17 protein-coding genes and 1 pseudogene are annotated in these 16,388 nt (G+C 30.3%); 6 read left to right on the top strand and 12 right to left on the bottom strand.

Annotation, left to right across the window (positions count from 1 at the left end; all coding sequences use genetic code 11):
* Window positions 1-17: 17 nt before the first annotated feature.
* Window positions 18-1,103, top strand: a complete 1,086-nt coding sequence (gene yedE, locus INT04_RS01870) for a YedE family putative selenium transporter (protein ID WP_193014441.1) — start codon at window positions 18-20, stop codon at window positions 1,101-1,103.
* Entirely contained in the window at window positions 1,093-1,344 is a 252-nt protein-coding gene (locus INT04_RS01865; RefSeq protein ID WP_193014440.1) for a putative Se/S carrier-like protein, read from the top strand. The genes yedE and INT04_RS01865 overlap by 11 nt, the downstream gene beginning before the upstream one ends.
* Window positions 1,345-1,538: 194 nt before the next feature.
* Here the strand turns inward: INT04_RS01865 and INT04_RS01860 are convergent, their stop codons facing one another.
* The 8 genes from INT04_RS01860 to cspA all read right to left on the bottom strand — a co-directional run bounded on the left by INT04_RS01860 (window position 1,539) and on the right by cspA (window position 5,574).
* On the bottom strand, window positions 1,539-1,760 hold the full coding sequence (locus tag INT04_RS01860; RefSeq protein ID WP_036937520.1) for a YdcH family protein: 222 nt from the start codon (window positions 1,758-1,760) through the stop codon (window positions 1,539-1,541).
* Between the two features lie 238 nt (window positions 1,761-1,998).
* Complete coding sequence (locus tag INT04_RS01855; RefSeq protein ID WP_193014439.1) at window positions 1,999-2,337, bottom strand: hypothetical protein; 339 nt, start codon at window positions 2,335-2,337, stop codon at window positions 1,999-2,001.
* Window positions 2,338-2,837: 500 nt separating this feature from the next.
* On the bottom strand, window positions 2,838-3,179 hold the full coding sequence (locus tag INT04_RS01850) for a hypothetical protein (protein WP_193014438.1): 342 nt from the start codon (window positions 3,177-3,179) through the stop codon (window positions 2,838-2,840).
* 53 nt (window positions 3,180-3,232) lie between these two features.
* Window positions 3,233-3,391 (bottom strand): hypothetical protein, encoded by a 159-nt coding sequence (locus INT04_RS01845; protein WP_193014437.1) that lies wholly within the window; start codon window positions 3,389-3,391, stop codon window positions 3,233-3,235.
* Between the two features lie 256 nt (window positions 3,392-3,647).
* Window positions 3,648-4,157 (bottom strand): GNAT family N-acetyltransferase, encoded by a 510-nt coding sequence (locus INT04_RS01840; protein ID WP_193014436.1) that lies wholly within the window; start codon window positions 4,155-4,157, stop codon window positions 3,648-3,650.
* 98 nt (window positions 4,158-4,255) lie between these two features.
* Entirely contained in the window at window positions 4,256-4,615 is a 360-nt protein-coding gene (locus INT04_RS01835; protein WP_193014435.1) for an MmcQ/YjbR family DNA-binding protein, read from the bottom strand.
* Between the two features lie 598 nt (window positions 4,616-5,213).
* Entirely contained in the window at window positions 5,214-5,354 is a 141-nt protein-coding gene (locus INT04_RS19290) for a hypothetical protein (RefSeq protein WP_413465692.1), read from the bottom strand.
* A gap of 7 nt (window positions 5,355-5,361) precedes the next feature.
* On the bottom strand, window positions 5,362-5,574 hold the full coding sequence (gene cspA / locus INT04_RS01830) for an RNA chaperone/antiterminator CspA (RefSeq protein ID WP_193014434.1): 213 nt from the start codon (window positions 5,572-5,574) through the stop codon (window positions 5,362-5,364).
* Between the two features lie 1,770 nt (window positions 5,575-7,344).
* Between cspA and INT04_RS01825 the strand changes: the two genes are divergently transcribed.
* Complete coding sequence (locus INT04_RS01825; protein ID WP_226893912.1) at window positions 7,345-7,908, top strand: hypothetical protein; 564 nt, start codon at window positions 7,345-7,347, stop codon at window positions 7,906-7,908.
* Between the two features lie 1,340 nt (window positions 7,909-9,248).
* On the opposite strand, the gene INT04_RS01820 is transcribed toward INT04_RS01825, so the two are convergent.
* From INT04_RS01820 to INT04_RS01810, 3 genes are all read right to left on the bottom strand, one after another.
* Window positions 9,249-9,707: an Hsp20 family protein gene (locus INT04_RS01820; protein ID WP_193014433.1), complete on the bottom strand. Its 459-nt coding sequence runs from the start codon at window positions 9,705-9,707 to the stop codon at window positions 9,249-9,251.
* A 203-nt stretch (window positions 9,708-9,910) separates the two neighbouring features.
* Window positions 9,911-10,213 (bottom strand): glycoside hydrolase family protein, encoded by a 303-nt coding sequence (locus INT04_RS19475; protein WP_193014432.1) that lies wholly within the window; start codon window positions 10,211-10,213, stop codon window positions 9,911-9,913.
* A 150-nt stretch (window positions 10,214-10,363) separates the two neighbouring features.
* On the bottom strand, window positions 10,364-10,651 hold the full coding sequence (locus INT04_RS01810) for a hypothetical protein (RefSeq protein WP_193014431.1): 288 nt from the start codon (window positions 10,649-10,651) through the stop codon (window positions 10,364-10,366).
* 38 nt (window positions 10,652-10,689) lie between these two features.
* Here INT04_RS01810 and INT04_RS01805 point away from each other — a divergent pair, with 38 nt between their 5' ends.
* Window positions 10,690-11,817, top strand: coding sequence for a phage integrase Arm DNA-binding domain-containing protein (locus tag INT04_RS01805; protein WP_193014430.1), 1,128 nt, complete (start codon window positions 10,690-10,692; stop codon window positions 11,815-11,817).
* A 303-nt stretch (window positions 11,818-12,120) separates the two neighbouring features.
* Here INT04_RS01805 and INT04_RS01800 read toward each other — a convergent pair.
* Window positions 12,121-12,288, bottom strand: a pseudogene (locus tag INT04_RS01800) (NADP-dependent isocitrate dehydrogenase); the annotation flags it as partial.
* Between the two features lie 359 nt (window positions 12,289-12,647).
* Between INT04_RS01800 and INT04_RS01795 the strand changes: the two are divergent.
* Entirely contained in the window at window positions 12,648-14,867 is a 2,220-nt protein-coding gene (locus tag INT04_RS01795; protein ID WP_193014429.1) for a retron Eco8 family effector endonuclease, read from the top strand.
* 143 nt (window positions 14,868-15,010) lie between these two features.
* Window positions 15,011-16,192, top strand: a complete 1,182-nt coding sequence (locus INT04_RS01790; protein ID WP_193014428.1) for a reverse transcriptase domain-containing protein — start codon at window positions 15,011-15,013, stop codon at window positions 16,190-16,192.
* Window positions 16,193-16,388 lie beyond the last annotated feature (196 nt).

Genomic DNA, 16,388 nt, shown 5'->3' with positions numbered 1-16,388 from the left:
TTCAACGGAGGCATTTAATGTCTATAAAATGGGTTTTGATCATATCTGGAATTGTTATTGGTGCTATTTCTTTACTTCTTGGTGTTAATGGAAATCCACCTAATATGGGTGTTTGTGTCGCTTGCTTTATTCGAGATAGTGCGGGCAGTATGGGATTACACAACACCGAAACAGTACAATATCTTCGTCCTGAAATATTTGGTTTTATTCTTGGCTCATTTGCTGCCGCCCTTCTGTTTAAAGAATTTCAATCAAAAGCGGGTTCAGCCCCCATTATTCGATTTGCGTTGGGTTTTTTAATGATGGCAGGTTGTTTAGTTTTCTTAGGTTGTCCATTAAGAATGGTACTTCGCATTGGTGCTGGTGATTTAAATGCTGTAATAGGATTAGTTGGATTAATAATAGGTATTGGTGTTGGTAGTCTATTTGTAAAAAAAGGATTCTCTTTACCAAGAAATTATCGTCAATCCTCTGCCGAAGGTTTTATTTTACCTATTATTTGCATAGTCCTATTTGTTTTATTCTTATGGAATAGTGATATTTTCAATGCCAGTGTAAAAGGTCCTGGTGCAAGTCATGCTCCTGTATGGATGTCTATAATAGCAGGGCTTATTATTGGATTTATTATTCAACGAACTCGATTTTGTTTTATTGGAATGGCAAAGCACGTCTTTCTATCACGTAATTATAATATGGCATTTGGTGTAATAGCATTAACAGTTGTTGTTTTTTTAGGCAATCTCTACTTAGGAAAATTCAATCTTGGTTTTGAAAATCAACCTATTGCACATAATGATGGTCTATGGAATTTCCTCTCTATGGCACTTGTAGGCCTTTGTGGTGTGTTTATTACAGGTTGCCCATTACGTCAACTTGCTAACGCAGGACAAGGCAACTCCGATGCTGCTATAAGTGTAATGGGAATGTTGGTCGGCGCTGCATTTGCTCATAATTTTTCTTATGCATCAAGCCCTGCTGGCGTTACCGATAATGGCAAAATTATTGTTATTGTTGGTTTAGTTATTACCATCACTATAGGTGTTCTTTATACTTATACTGTAAAAAAAATGCAGGATAATGAGATTAATAAAAATGACGCATAATTATTTATTTCTTTTCCATGAGCAATATGCTGTAAAAAAACTTTATCACCAACTTCAGCAAGATAATTTTTCAGTGATGATTATTGATGTGCCTAGAAAATTATCATCAGAATGTGAATTAGCAATATCGACTTATCTTTCTGAAAATGAAGACTATAAAAAATTTATTAATAATAACATTAGAGCCATTTATAAAGTAAATTCAAATCATTTCGATCTACTTTGGCAAGATAAAAACTAAATAAAGCACTCTTACATTATCTACTTTTCAAAAGTTAAAAGGCTACATTTTTGTAGCCTTTCACTATAATAAAATCTGCTACATACGAGTAAGTAATTACATTTATTAGATTATTTAAAAGATAAAAACCACCCGTATTTAAACCGGATGGTTTCTATAATTAAATATCCATAAAATGACTCTTTGATCACTCGTCATTCTTCTTCTGGTGGATTCTTGAGGATCTGGTGAATTTCCTCTTTTAGCCTTAATTTTTGTTTTTTTAACTCTACGACCTCTTCACCATAACCTCTTCTATCTTTATGTTCCAATCTTACAATTTTATGGTCAAGTTCGTTATGTTGTTCAAAAAGAGCTCGAAAGTGAGGGTCTGTTTGGCGGAGCTTTGAAATTAAATCACGATATTCTGGAAACATAAATAGCTACCTTCCTTATCAATTGTGAATTAAATACTCTTTTCAGTTTCACTCAAACAGATTGGGCTGTCATTGCCTTTATGTTAAAAGTAAGACCAATATCAATTAATATTTTTCATTTTAAAAATAGTTGAACATTTTTATATTAAATACGTATATTATGGTAACTAGTGTATTAATTGGTAATTTTACCTAGTATTAGATTATAAAATAGTCATTAATATTTATTTGAAGTTATCTACTCAAACCAAACATCTTCATATCCTTCTTTATCAATAATAAATTTATATCCTTCGGGTAGATAAAGATATTTTATTACTTCTGGCAACAATTCATTTAAATGGCTTGTATGCAGTGTTTGATAAAAATCATCTCTTTTACAGTGTTCACCGCAATAAAAAAACCAGCTTATTGTACCGTCTTGAGGTCGTTTTATGCGTGCCCCAAAGATAGGATTTGCATGTAATGTATCTAAAGCAATTGCAACCATATCTTCTGGCGACATAGGCAAAGCCTGATACTTTTCACATAAGTTTTTTTGTTGCTCAGTAATGGCTAATTCATTGTTTTTATTCATTATAAAATCTTAAAGTTAAAAAATAGTCTCTTAAATAGAATTTATCAATATAGAATTCTAATCTACCTATCGTTATCAAACGAATATTGGAAAAAATGAATAAATATTCATCTATTAATGCAAAAGATAAAAGAGAGATAGAATTATGAAAATTTACACTAAATAAAAGGATGAAAAAACATCAATTTGATTTAGAAACAAACAAATAAAAGCATTAATACCTTTTTTATTGGAAAAAAAGCATTTATTGTTAATTTATAAAATAAAAAATCGCTACATTTATAGTGATCTCTTATAGTAATTTATACCCATCTATTTGAGTCACTAAGCCCAATGCCGCCACATTGGGCTTTCCTTATCTATTGATAATAAGCATAATTTACAATTCTTCCATGATAAATATATCTATCCTTTTATCTTTTGCAAAGAATAGTTAGGATTGATATCCTCAAATTAATATACTCAGTCATAGCGTTTTAGCTAAATAAACTCTATAGGGATTACTTTAAAAAAAGAGGTAAAGCCATTACTCCAACAATTAAAGCAACAATTCCATGTAATATCATTGCTATTTTAGTTCTAACTACATTCACACACTCGTTTTTACGACAGCTTAACCATTCATTAAGTGAAATAAAAAAGCAGATAAGACAATAAAAACCAGCACTAAATATAATAAAAACTGAAGTTATTGCTCTAGATAAACTTGACCATCCCCCTGAATTGGAATGTGGGCTTAACTCATTATAAATAAGCAGTCCAGTAACTATTAACAGACCTATCCAAAATGCCATTAGAATACCTTTTCCAACAACCTTTATTTCAACTTTATCGTTTTCCATATTTATTAGCCTTTATATTTAAATTATTATCCACTCTGTTTTTTGGGCTTTCCTCACTTATTATCAGCTAAATTTTCTTGTTCTTTTAATTTTGAAAGAGCTAATTCTTTCATCCAATCTGCAAGTAATGGCATCGTTTTTATTGAATCCAATAATGCACGCTCTTTTTTTGTTAAACGAATCACAATCACTTCAGTTTTCATTGCGGACATAGTAACGTTCTCCCCTTTTGTTGAGTTGGGGAAATATTGACATAAAATATCGACAGAACGGTCTGACTTACAGGATTTTACAAAGTCATCATTTAAAGATGTAATAATGAAATAGTTGAAATATCGTCCACTATTTGTTTTTAGAAAAAATTTAATACTTTTACAATATATTTTAATAAAAAATAAGTATTATTTTTATTTCAATACCTCAAAAATCCCATTATTTAAGTCTATGGTCTTTTTTATAAAATATAAATCAGATACATTTATCTAATGTATAAATATGATCATCAAAAACCACACCATTTATAACGCAATTATCTTTCAGAATTTCAGTAAGAATAAATCCATTTTTTTCTAATACACGTTCTGATGCCCTATTCCCTGCAGTCACAACAGCTTGAAACTTTGTCAAACTAACCAATTCAGGCAAAGCTAATAGTTGAGCTAATGATTTGGTACCTATAGATTTTCCTGCGTGTTCTGGTGCAATGATATAACCAACCACAGCCAGTTTTTCTTTATCTTGGTGTATAAGCTTCAATCCCGTAAAACCTAAAGATGCGTTATTTATTTTATTACGGATAGTAAAGAACAGCCAATGTGAGGATGATAAATCCCATTCAGGCAACCGATTATTAAAAGCCTCTCTTATTTGCTCTTCACTCATCGTAGTTGATACATACTGCATAGCCTCAGGCGAGCGATATAAACGACTAAAAAGCAGCCAATCATCTTCAATTATTTTTGTGAAAATAAAGTCCATACGTTATCCAGAATAAATATAGTAATATATAAATTAATTGTATATTACTATAGGTAATAAGTAATGATAATTTTAGACTACAAATTATTTTCTATCATTTATTTTTGAGTCAAATCATAGCTTTCAGAAATTAAAGATTGCAATTCTTTTTCATTAAACTCGCAATTTAGTTTAATAGAAACCCAATGTTCTTTATTCATGTGGTATGCTGAATAAACCCCTTTTTTTAATCGTAAAGATCCAACGAGGTTTGGCATAGCTTTTAGATTAATGATATCAATTATTTTATTCTCCCCATCATCAGATAACTTATTTTCTGAAACATCCATGATAGCAGCAAACCACTTTGAATTATTTTTATGTCTAAAAATTGCATAATTTGGATATTTGCTCCATAAATATTCAGGAGTTACATTATAATTTTCTTCAATATAGTCAATGAGCTCTTTTCTATTCATTACTCCTCCAGTTCAGCAAAATATCTAAACTTAAATATAGACCTATCATGTCTTATGAATCAACTGATTATTAACACCACTACTAGTCCCCCTTTGAATAATCAGTAAATTAATAGATATTTTAAAGTTAAGGCAGATGCTTTACTAAAAATAATATTTTTAAACAACAATTGGTTATAGCTATCCATTAACAATAATTATCATTTATGGCTTATCAGCTAATTTTTTAAATATTTATAAGATACACATGAATAATTATTATTTTTTATAAAATCAGAAAGAATTATTGCTATATCAAAATAGAATAAACAAGAAATTCAAAAGGTTATCGTGGATGGATATAAAAAACGATTTGAAAAAAATTGAAGTAATGTTTACAAAAAAAGTGCTGAAACGATTTGCTGATATTCAAAATAAGAAAATAAGAAAATAAGGAAATGAAGAAATGAAGAAATGAAGAAATGAAGAAATGAAGAAATGAAGAATATATACTCTTAATGGCCTTAATGTTTTTAAGTATTATCAGTACCCTATAATAATATTTAAATAAGAAAAAACCCCGCCAAAGCGAGGTTTTATATATTTAACTATTTAATGCTTAACTTATTTGAGCTGCCATTACACTTTTACAAAATATACATCTTGCGCCGTGTGGGTTGTTCACTGTCACATCAAATTGTGATGTTCTATATTGTGAACCGCTACAACAAGGGCATTTAAAATAGAGGCAAATAGTTATAGCGCCCTTAGAGTGCTACCACATTGCCAGCAGAAGGACCTTTCATACCATTTTCCATGGTAAATGAAACTTTTTGGCCTTCAGCTAATGTTTTGAAGCTATCGCTTTGGATTGCAGAGAAATGTACGAATACATCTTTGCTGCCATCTGCAGGAGTAATAAAACCAAAACCTTTACCTTCATCAAACCATTTTACTGTACCAGTCATTGTATTAGACATAGAATTTCCTTTAATTATTTAGATCGCCATATGGCATGTTCGGTTTGTTTTTTATTTTTACTTATGGGATCAATTAGAAGGAATTCGCAATGAAGTGGTATCGAGGATAGCGCTAAACGGGAACAACCTTAATCTTACTAACATAAATAGGCCTGTACTTCCAAACCAGTGATGTCATTAAGCCATAGAAAAGCGTATATAGCAAATTTTATTTTTAAAGATAGCACTTTTATTATCTCCAATGCTCCCGATATCTATTTTTCTAACACATTTTTAAATATATGCCGTAACGTATTTACAGATATCACATTCATACCACGCGGAACGAGAGTTACCCGTTGTCGTGACTGTCTTCGTTAATTCATGAGAGAACCACATGAAATACGGAAGTTGATAGATTCAACATCATCAGGGCACCCCAACAAAGTATTATCTTCAATGCCATACTAGGATAAGCTTCCACAGCTCACTTTTAAAATCTGATAAATATCGATTCAATTGATCAGCAGTAAATTCAGATGAGCCAATATAAATAGTGCAGCTTTGGCTGCCAAGACCAACTTTGACTGCTCCAGCAGTCCTGTGGAGTGTTCTAGTCCATTGTTTGATGTCTTACTGCCAACTTACAGCTTCAATCCACCAAGATTTTCCTGAATCTTTATCTTTGATATTCTTCAGCTGAACCCGAGAACCATCCATTTAATATCACGCAAGCGACTAATTTCATTTTTGGCATTCGCTAACTCCTGCATATATTGAATATCCAACTAGTTTAGTCGTATCACTTGTGGGCTTTTTTATTGAACATCAATATAAACATATTGATACTTTTATATGATAAAAAAATATTATTATCATATAAGTATTGAATTTCAATTCTATTTTATTTATTAATAATAAGGTCATTAATGCTGTAGAGTTATAGATTCTAAGTTGTCCATTTAGTCAATATGCTGTTCTCTTCATTATACGATATGAGTTAGCATTATTTTCCTTTTAATCCATCTTCTCCAGATGGATTTTTTTTGCCCCTACATAATAAAATATCTTCATGAAAGTATAGGGAACTTCAATTAAAGTAGAATAACTTAAATTTATTATTTTAGTGATTTTTTATAATTGTGATTAATTTCACTTTTTTCCATTAAAAAGATCTATGTAATAGTAAATAGGGATTATATGGGGGTACACTATAATAACAATTATGATTCATCGGCGTTCTGTGTTCTTTAAACCATCATTATTGATGGTTTTTTATTAAAAAATAAAATTAATTTATTGCCTAGAGTACATAATCATTGCTCTCGAAAACATTAATATAAGATAAATATTTTATTCCATTCTTATGAAAAAAATCTGATCTATATTCCCCATCTCGACTTAATTTTTCAACTTAACCATAGCAAACAAATATTATTTTTTAATATTTTTTTATTTTGATTTGATAAAACACAAAATAAGCATTGAAAATTAATTATTTTTATAATACAAAAACAACTCATAACCTTTTTTACATTATAACTAAATATAACTCACACTCTCCCCCAACTCACTCTTGGGGGCTTTTTTATCGAACAGCGATATAAATATCTTGATCTTTTTTTGAAAAATCAAATAGATATTAATATACGTTATATACAAAATGGCTTCATATATTTACACATACGATTCACCTTCGAAGCATTTTATAAAGGATACAGCTTTATTAAAAAATAAAACTAGGTAATTAAATATTATTGTTCTTTTAGATGTTTATGAAAGGAAAAAATTATGCCTAAGAAATTAATCATTATTACAACAATATCAATATGTTTACTTTCCGGCTGTGCAGTTAGATTAGCATCCCCACCTGAAGATTATCAAGGCTCTGATTTTTCACGAATTAGGGCTAAAAATTATGCATATCCGCTTACAATGAACATCTATGAAAAAGATGGAAACTGCTATAAGCAAACTGATACAAAAAGTTTGGGGCCCGGATTTAATATTATTGGTATAAAATCAACATATAACAAAAAAATACCAGGAATGCTACCTCCCTCAAAAGAAATGCAAGGATTAGACGCTCTAGAGTATAAAATAAAAGCTAATCAACGGATTGAATTAGAATATAAAGCAGTAACATTCCGTTCTCAATACACACAAACAATTAAAACATACCGGCATAAATTTATACCTCAAGAAGGTCATGACTATGATTTATATGACGGAGATTTTGGAATAATAACCATCTTTGATTTAACAACAAATAGCTTTGTAAATCATGGCTGGGGAGATGATCAGGAATGCAAAGGTAAAGTAAGTTACTGGACAGGTAAAATGAACTATGACTAAAACTAATAATATTACTTACAACCTTATTAAACTCCGTTTATTTTGTGCAAGCTATTTCTAAAAAACTGAGTGAACAAACTCAAGATAAATTTATTTTTAACGATCTATCCCTGCAAAGCGGGGTTTTGCATATTCGACTATTTAATATTTAAAAATAACCTTATTTAATTTAGGGTTGATACGAATTAGTACGACATGACTTACATTGCTTCTTGCGTTTATTTTATATATCGATATGACTCCTAGCGTATCAGCATTTTTTATTGTGTTTTGGGTAATCTTTTCATACTTGCAATTTAGATATATATGATCGAATTCAACCTAATACTGCTATGACTTAAGGCTAAATCTAGTCCAATAACAGTCCGCTCAGTGCCAGGAACGGACTTTTCTAGTAGGCCTGTACAATGAGTAGAGGGATATGGCACAGTCACTACGCTGTAGATAAAAACATGTTTTAAAAAACAGTGTTGACATTAAATATCAAATGTGTAAATTAGTATTCAACAGCACAATGAAAGTAGTTAGTAAACTATTGAATAGAAAGTAATTATCGGAAAACCATTTTGCTTTACAGGCCACGAAATTTGTTGTTTGGGATGTACTTGCTTTCCGGCCTTGTAGTGATTGTGCTGGTTCGCAAAATGGTAGTGTTAGCGCGACGATGTAAGGCCTTGTTTTTTAGTTGATGCTGACGGTTTATTTATAATAACCGTATGAGCAATAGGCAACGCATCAAAGAGTATATGTCGCGAGGGGATGTGCTTGTTTAAATTGCCACGCTTAGGTTCTGAAAGTGCAGGCAGTTGTATAACGAGATAAATAGAGGGAGGATTTTAGTATTAATGCCCAATATTATCTGTAGTAAACGGGTACATTTGAAAGCGGTATAAATAGCAGTATCATTTATTAAGTTTATTAATGTTAAATTTGAATTCTGAAGTACTTTAAAAGCCCTGACTGCAATGGTTAGGGCTTTTAAGATTACTCCCTCGTTTCAATTGTAAGTTCTCCCAAGAAATCATTAATAATACTAACCTTGATAATTTCTCTAGATGAACCCCTCGATGCACTATCAGTATAGGCACGCTGTAACCTCCTACTCATTAATCATATTTCCTCAATGTTAGTCTTACGATTAAAGTTGTAAGAAGAACTGCCAACGTCAGTTCCTCACCCAGAGCAGACGTTCAGCTCTAATTGCGTTTTACTTACGAACTCTGTCAACTTAAGTCTGACCAAATACAATTTAGAACCCCCGACAAAAATAATTAAGGCTACACACCATGCGTAGCCTTAATCTTATTTACATTATCTAACTTAATTAGCTTTTATCTTAATTAGTTTTTATCTTTATTCTCTATCGCTATTGTTTGCCGTTTTTCTTCTTCCGGTAACTCATACTCAATAGCAATAGTCAGAAGTCCACTTGATAAATCAGCTTTTTCTATTTTAACATTCTTACCGAGGTCAAACTGCAACGTAAATTGCCCTTGAGATATGCCTCGGTGGATCCATTTATCATTGTCTTCTTCTGATTTTTCTTCTTTTTTCCCTTCAATCAATAAACGACTACCTTTCAATGAAACCGATAGGTCATTTTCTTGATATCCAGGCACACTCACTGTCAGTTCATAATGGTTATCATCAATCTGTTTCAGGTTATAAGTCTGTACAGGTGATGCAATTGGCTTACTGCCTGTTAACTGACTAAACAGGCGATCTATCTGATCAAAACGATTTGAAACTAAGTTGTCAGATAATGTTGGGAATAATGAAAAAGGTTTAATGTTAGGCATATAACTCCTCCTTCAGTATTTAGTGAATTATGGGCAGTATCTTATTTACCCAAAATATAAATATGAACGAGCAAGTGTTTTTCAAGCCCTAAAACCTAAATTTTTTATCTTTGACCAACATGGGTTTGTAGATAGCAAAAAACCTCGCCGAAGTGAGGTTTTGTATATTCAACTATTTAATGCTTAACTTATTTGAGCTGCCATCACACTTTTGCAAAAGAATATAAAGAAGCTTTAGTGTGATTATCAAGAGATTCCTTGATTAGAGCATCGACTTTTGGTTGTATTTTAATAAAATCTTTTTGTAATAAAGCATCACATTCTTGCTGTGTGTATAGTCTATTCTGAATGATGTCATTGCCAGTATGTCCATAGCAAACCGTCAAAACACCTGCAATATCATAATAGGATTTGTATTTTATTCCTTCTAAATAACTAATAAGTGTTAAGGCTATAGTAACGGCACTAGTGCTACTTAATACAATTGTTTTCCGTTTTAATTGCACTTAATATCCTTTTTATTAAAAAGTATTATTTCATAAATATAATTAAATCTTAGAATCAAACTTAACATTTAATTATGTTATCATTAGAAAAATAAAACTTAGAGATAAAGTATAATGAAAAAAATCAATATAGATAGAATAATTAAAAACTTATCGGACAAGGATATAAAAAAAATAGATCAAATTTATAACAACCAAACTAATAAAGAAAAAAGTTTTAGTTAGTTCATAAACCTCTTTGCTCCGTTTTCTTAATTGAGAATAAGCAGACATTTCAGTTTCATACTCAATTTCTATTTCATCGAGATACTGCATTATTTCTGGCAGATAACCTACACCAAATGCCTCTTTTGCTTTTCCTCTAAAGCTGTTAGGTGGAATGTGGCAAGTCAGAGAAGATGCTGACTTGGTGGATATGCTAGCGACACCTTCAATCAATACCTTTGACGATCCAATATTAAGGAAGATATTAAAAGATGAGCGGACGACCTCGTGAGAAAAACATTGATATCCCAAATTTATATACAACGTATCATCCAAGAATGCGAAAAATGTATTGGCGATATCGCCACCCTATAACAGGTAAATTTCATTCCTTGGGCGCTGATGAAACTCAAGCGCGATTAATCGCCATCGAAGCCAATAGCCGTATTGCAGAACAAAGAACGCGTCAAATTTTAGCCATCAGTGATCGTATTGCAACTGATAAAGATGAATCAATTACCGTTGCCACATGGTTAGATCGTTATTTGAATATCCAAAAGGAACGTTTAGATCAAGGAGAGATACAACTTGCCACCTATCGGCAAAAGAAAAAACCTATCGCTCTTATGCGCCAAAAACTGGCTTTACTTCCACTCGCAAAAGTGGGCACTCGAGATTTGGTCAGTATTCTCGATGAGTATAAAGCCTTAGGACAATCGCGTATGGCACAAGTCGTTAGATCCGTTTTTAGTGATATATTTAAAGAGGCACAACATGCCGGTGAAGTGCCACCCGGTTATAACCCTGCATTGGCAACCAAAAGACCAAAAACTCGGATCAAGCGTCAAAGATTGACTTTAGATGAGTGGCGTCAAATTTATGATTTAGCTGACAAGCAACATCGTTATATGGGCAATGCGATGCTCCTTGCTCTCGTAACCGGTCAACGTATTAGCGATATCTCACGGATGCGTTTTCAAGATATCTGGGATGACCATTTGCATGTGGTTCAAGGTAAAACGGGCGCTAAAGTGGCCATTCCCCTCTCTTTACGCAATCAGGCCATTAATGTTTCACTTAAAGAAATCGTTGAACGCTGTCGTGATCGCGTGGTGAGCCACTACTTAATTCACTATTTTCGAACCACATCGCAAGGACAACGAGGAGGCTCTGTCACAGCGAATACGATGACAACGAATTTTACCAAAGCAAGAAATAAAATTGATATTGATTGGGAACAGGGAACACCCGCTACCTTTCATGAGCAACGTTCATTATCAGAACGTATATACCGAAAGCAGGGTATCGATACGCAAGCTTTATTAGGGCATGCGACTCGCGCACAAACTGATCGTTACAACAATGTTCGTGGCAAAGAATGGATAACCATCGCGTGTTGATCTTATTTCTGACTTTATTTTAATCCATCAGATAATCTGCAAATGATAATTATCGCCACTTTTATCATGCGGTTTGCAGATTATTTTTCTTCTTTTTCATGTCCCCGTAAATAAAACCTCATCACCTCTTTTTATTGTTTCATTTTAACGCTAACGTTTTATCTAATGTTCGTTGAGTTTTGCTACATCTGGCTAGTTTTAATACAAAAATACGCATAAACACATTACTCGTACTTATAAGAAAGCCTGTAACAAAAACGGGAACACTTAAGTTCCCGTAATCAATTTACAACGCTAATTATATTACATATGTTTGATAATCGCGTCACCAAACTCGCTACATTTCAGCAGTTTAGCACCTTCTAACTGACGTTCGAAATTATAAGTTACAGTCTTAGCAGCAATCGCGCCTTCTGTGCCTTTAATGATTAAGTCAGCCGCTTCTGTCCAACCCATGTGCCGTAGCATTATACCCATAATAATTTCGTAACTTATTAAATAAGCTATAATTATTGAGGGTGATAATTTGTTTCTTATGTGATCTTGGTTTGTATGTAACTGGTTGATTTTTAATTTGGATTGGGGGAGTTTTGGGGAAGTGGAAATTGACAATACTTTGTACCATCATACATAATTTATATAACTTGTCCCAAAAAAATCTTACTTATATTTATAATGAAAAATTTATCAATTCTATACTTTTTCACCTCCTTTCCTAAATACCAAATAGTTGATCTATATATTGGAAAACTCACTTACTGTTTCTTCATTATAAAAAAAAATATATAATAAGGTAATTTTCATATAAATTAATTAAAAGGTGATAAGTAGTGAGTTTAAAATCTATAAAAATAAAGAATTTGTTGTCTTTTAAAGATTTTGAAATAAAAGATCTTACAGATATAAATTGTTTCATTGGTAAAAATAACGTAGGGAAATCAAATGTTTTAAAAATCATCTCTTTTTATTATGATGCACTAAAAGGAGAAAATAAAAAAAATTTACAACTAAATTCAAAATATTCAAATCATGGAGAAATAACAATAACTTTTGATACAAGTAGGCTAGAAGATATAATTAGAACAAACAAAAATAGAAGTCCTTATCAAAAACATATTTATAAGTCAATTTATAAAAGTGAAGTAGAATCACTTTATTACCTAAATAAAAGTAATAAAAATAAAAAATTTCTTACTCTAACATTAATTCTGCATAAAAATAATTCGATATCATGGTCAAATAATGATAAAAATGTAAGAGAAATCATATCCAGAATCTATCCCTTTTTTGCAATAGATACTCGTAGGTTAGACCTTTATAATTGGAAGTATTTATGGAATGTTGTAACAAAATTAAAATTTTTAAACACAAAACAATTATCTAGAGATGAAATAGTTTCATTTATAGATTTAAATATTTCTCAAAAAAGCAATTCCTATAAGGATTATGTTAATACTATTAAAAATATTACAAAAACTTCACCGTATGAATATCAAGATCATTTACTAAATTATATTAAAGTTGGTTTGGAAGGACATACTTTTAATATAGATGGTAATGAATTAGACACACAATCAGATGGAACTAATTCACATAAGTTTCTAGAAATTTTTCTTAATTTAGTAATTGCATTAACAAGAAGAGAGTTTATAACTCCCATCATATTAATTGATGAACCAGAAATAGGATTACATCCTAAAAGAAATGAAGAATTAATAGATAATTTAGGAAACATATATCATAAACTTAAAAATGATACTGGTGAGTGGGAAAAAGGAAAATATAAAACTCCTTATCCAACCATGATATTTACAACACACTCTCCCAATATTCTCAAAACAATTATAAAACAATTCAATCGACCAAACGAACATAAAATATATCACTTCACAACAGAAGATAATAATACATGTTGTTCAATTATGAAATCATATTTTAATGATGAAAGATTTATAAATGTATTTAATGATAATGAAGCCAGGTTATTTTTTAGTAATTTCATTCTCTTCGTTGAAGGCGAAACTGAACTCGAATTATTCGGAAACTTAAACTTAAGAAAGCTATTTCCAAAATTAAATAAAATAGATGTATACAAGACAAATGAAGTAATGTTAAATGCAATAAAGCCAAGTAATTCTAATGTATCAATACCATATTTAGTATTATATGATGCAGATAAAATGGTTAGTGTTAATTTTAGAAACGGTTCAATTAATTTTCTATCTAAAGAAGTAAATATATTTACTATAAAAGAGAAATATAAACTAAGTTTTTATGGTTCTAAACGATATCATTATTATAAAGAGTTTAAAAGCATATTAAAATTAGATAATAGACAAAATGAATTAACAAAAAATAAAATATCATTTGAATTGATGGAAAAAACCATAGAAAAAGTTAATAATATTATTACAAAGACAGAAAGAATAAAAATAGCCAACAACACTACAGAGGGTTTTTTTATAAATGAAAATAGCTATAAATTATTTATTCGATGGTTAATAAATGAATTTATTACTCATGCAAAAGTTGGCTCCAAAGGAGATCCGAATAAAATTATAAGTATCCATCAAAATAAACCCGCTAAAGATTTCAATATAATCAAATGTTTTAAAGCAATTTTCAACAACTATCCACTAAAGCATAAATTAACAGATGTGAATATGAAATTTGCAGAAAAAGTTAAAAAAGATTTTTTAAAAGAAATGGGAAAAAAAGTATTAGCTGAAAAATTAACAAAAAAAGAAAAAATAATTATTTTAAGAATGGCTTTTGAAGGAAAGTCAGATACATTATGTAGTAAAGAGAATGAAAACTACCAACACATACCTCAAAATATTAAAAGTTTGATAAAAGAAATTTCAGATAATATTATTGGAAAACTTCCATATGGCAGTTCAAAAACTGGGGGGTGGGTAACTAGTTTCCTCGACTTTTCAATTAAAAACATGAAAGAATTTAGTACAAATCCCCCCCCCACAATGCAGTTTAAGTATACATTCCCTGAACTATACAGTATAATATCAGAAATTTCTTCTTCGATAGATTAAGGGAATTTGCTGATAGTTTATAGTAAATGAAGCCTAGTGCTTCCTAGTCCCATTATGTGCTAGTAGTCCATCCGTATTCCTGGAGCTACTTTTAATGCACGTAAACGTGAAAAGACGTTCTTGGTATCTTAGAAGAGATTGCAATGAAAAAAATTTTATTACATCCAAGTGTTGTTGAACTATTAAAAAATTTCAGTAACTATACAGATAGTAAAGGAATTCTTCCTTTACTATCTTCTCATGTTAAAGAATTTAAAATTGGCAAAAGATTTGTATACACGTTATCAGAAAAAATATCTCCCAGTTATAAACATATAATAAGAGCCATCCACACACAAAATCTCGCTAAAATACCCGTCAATCAATCAGCTACTGCTTATCTTAAAGGTAAATCATATTTTGATTTTATAGAGCCTCATAGGAATAATTATTTTTTTATAAAACTAGATTTGAAAAATTTCTTTCACTCCATTAGCGAAGATGTAATAAAAAGCAATTTTCTAGAGTATTTTTCAGATGAAATAATATTTCCAAATAGCACACAAACTCACGCAGAAGCGATCTATAATTTAATTAAAATAGACTTATCAGAAAAAAGTTCAAATAAGAGATTCATAAAAAAATCAATTCTTCCTGTAGGATTTCCCTTATCCCCTATCATTTCTAATATTGTTTTTCGAAAAATAGACTTATTAATAGAAAAATTTTGTGATGAAAAAAATATTGTTTACACTCGCTATGCTGATGATATGCTTTTTTCTTCCAAAGGAAAAATAGAATACAACCCTTTTTCAACTAAAAACAATAAATATCTCAATCCATATTTACATTCAAAAAACTTTTATGATGAAATATCATTTATCCTTAGTATTAACAACTACAAAATAAATAAAAATAAAATAAAAAAATCCGTACATACAATGTCATTAAGTGGATATACAATAACAGGTAGTAATTATTCTGATATAAAAGGATTCATTAGCATTTCAAATAAAAAAACAAAAATAATAAGCAAATTAATTCATGAGTTAAAAATAGAAAATACAGATGAAGATAGAGATAGAGATAGAGATATTTTAAAAAAATGTTTCTCTATGATCCCGCCAAAACCAAAATATAGAAAAAAAACAGATGAATTTATCAAAAAATTCTGTGAAAATATGATAAACAACAAATTACTAGGTTATAGGTCATTTCTAATTTCCATACTAAAATATGACAAAAACCATGATTGCATTAACATTGAAAACAATGAAAAATATAATAAATTATTAAATGAAATCAATATAATTATAAGAAAAAGATTATCGTTGAATGATTTTTAGATAATTGCCACCTGACATTTGGTGGCTTACTTAATTGCATATAATTTAAATAGTCAATGACTATATCATCATTCCCTTCATTATTGCTATATATTTTTATTAATATCTTTTTTTTCTTGAATTTCATAAATTACTTTTGTTTTTACATATAAAACAAACCATTTAGATCGTTTTTTACATTCATTAACTAAACTCT

Source organism: Proteus sp. FME41 (assembly GCF_014897315.1).
Lineage (GTDB): Bacteria > Pseudomonadota > Gammaproteobacteria > Enterobacterales > Enterobacteriaceae > Proteus.
Note: the sequence above shows the minus strand (reverse complement) of the source record. Positions and strands in the feature narration are given on the sequence as shown.

Bases quoted from the DNA above. Each gene is read 5' to 3' on its own strand.
- yedE (WP_193014441.1), top strand. From the start codon at position 18: ATGTCTATAAAATGGGTTTTGATCATATCTGGAATTGTTATTGGTGCT.
- INT04_RS01865 (WP_193014440.1), top strand. From the start codon at position 1,093: ATGACGCATAATTATTTATTTCTTTTCCATGAGCAATATGCTGTAAAA.
- INT04_RS01860 (WP_036937520.1), bottom strand. From the start codon at position 1,760: ATGTTTCCAGAATATCGTGATTTAATTTCAAAGCTCCGCCAAACAGAC.
- INT04_RS01855 (WP_193014439.1), bottom strand. From the start codon at position 2,337: ATGAATAAAAACAATGAATTAGCCATTACTGAGCAACAAAAAAACTTA.
- INT04_RS01850 (WP_193014438.1), bottom strand. From the start codon at position 3,179: ATGGAAAACGATAAAGTTGAAATAAAGGTTGTTGGAAAAGGTATTCTA.
- INT04_RS01845 (WP_193014437.1), bottom strand. From the start codon at position 3,391: ATGTCCGCAATGAAAACTGAAGTGATTGTGATTCGTTTAACAAAAAAA.
- INT04_RS01840 (WP_193014436.1), bottom strand. From the start codon at position 4,157: ATGGACTTTATTTTCACAAAAATAATTGAAGATGATTGGCTGCTTTTT.
- INT04_RS01835 (WP_193014435.1), bottom strand. From the start codon at position 4,615: ATGAATAGAAAAGAGCTCATTGACTATATTGAAGAAAATTATAATGTA.
- cspA (WP_193014434.1), bottom strand. From the start codon at position 5,574: ATGTCTAATACAATGACTGGTACAGTAAAATGGTTTGATGAAGGTAAA.
- INT04_RS01825 (WP_226893912.1), top strand. From the start codon at position 7,345: ATGCCTAAGAAATTAATCATTATTACAACAATATCAATATGTTTACTT.
- INT04_RS01820 (WP_193014433.1), bottom strand. From the start codon at position 9,707: ATGCCTAACATTAAACCTTTTTCATTATTCCCAACATTATCTGACAAC.
- INT04_RS01805 (WP_193014430.1), top strand. From the start codon at position 10,690: ATGAGCGGACGACCTCGTGAGAAAAACATTGATATCCCAAATTTATAT.
- INT04_RS01790 (WP_193014428.1), top strand. From the start codon at position 15,011: ATGAAAAAAATTTTATTACATCCAAGTGTTGTTGAACTATTAAAAAAT.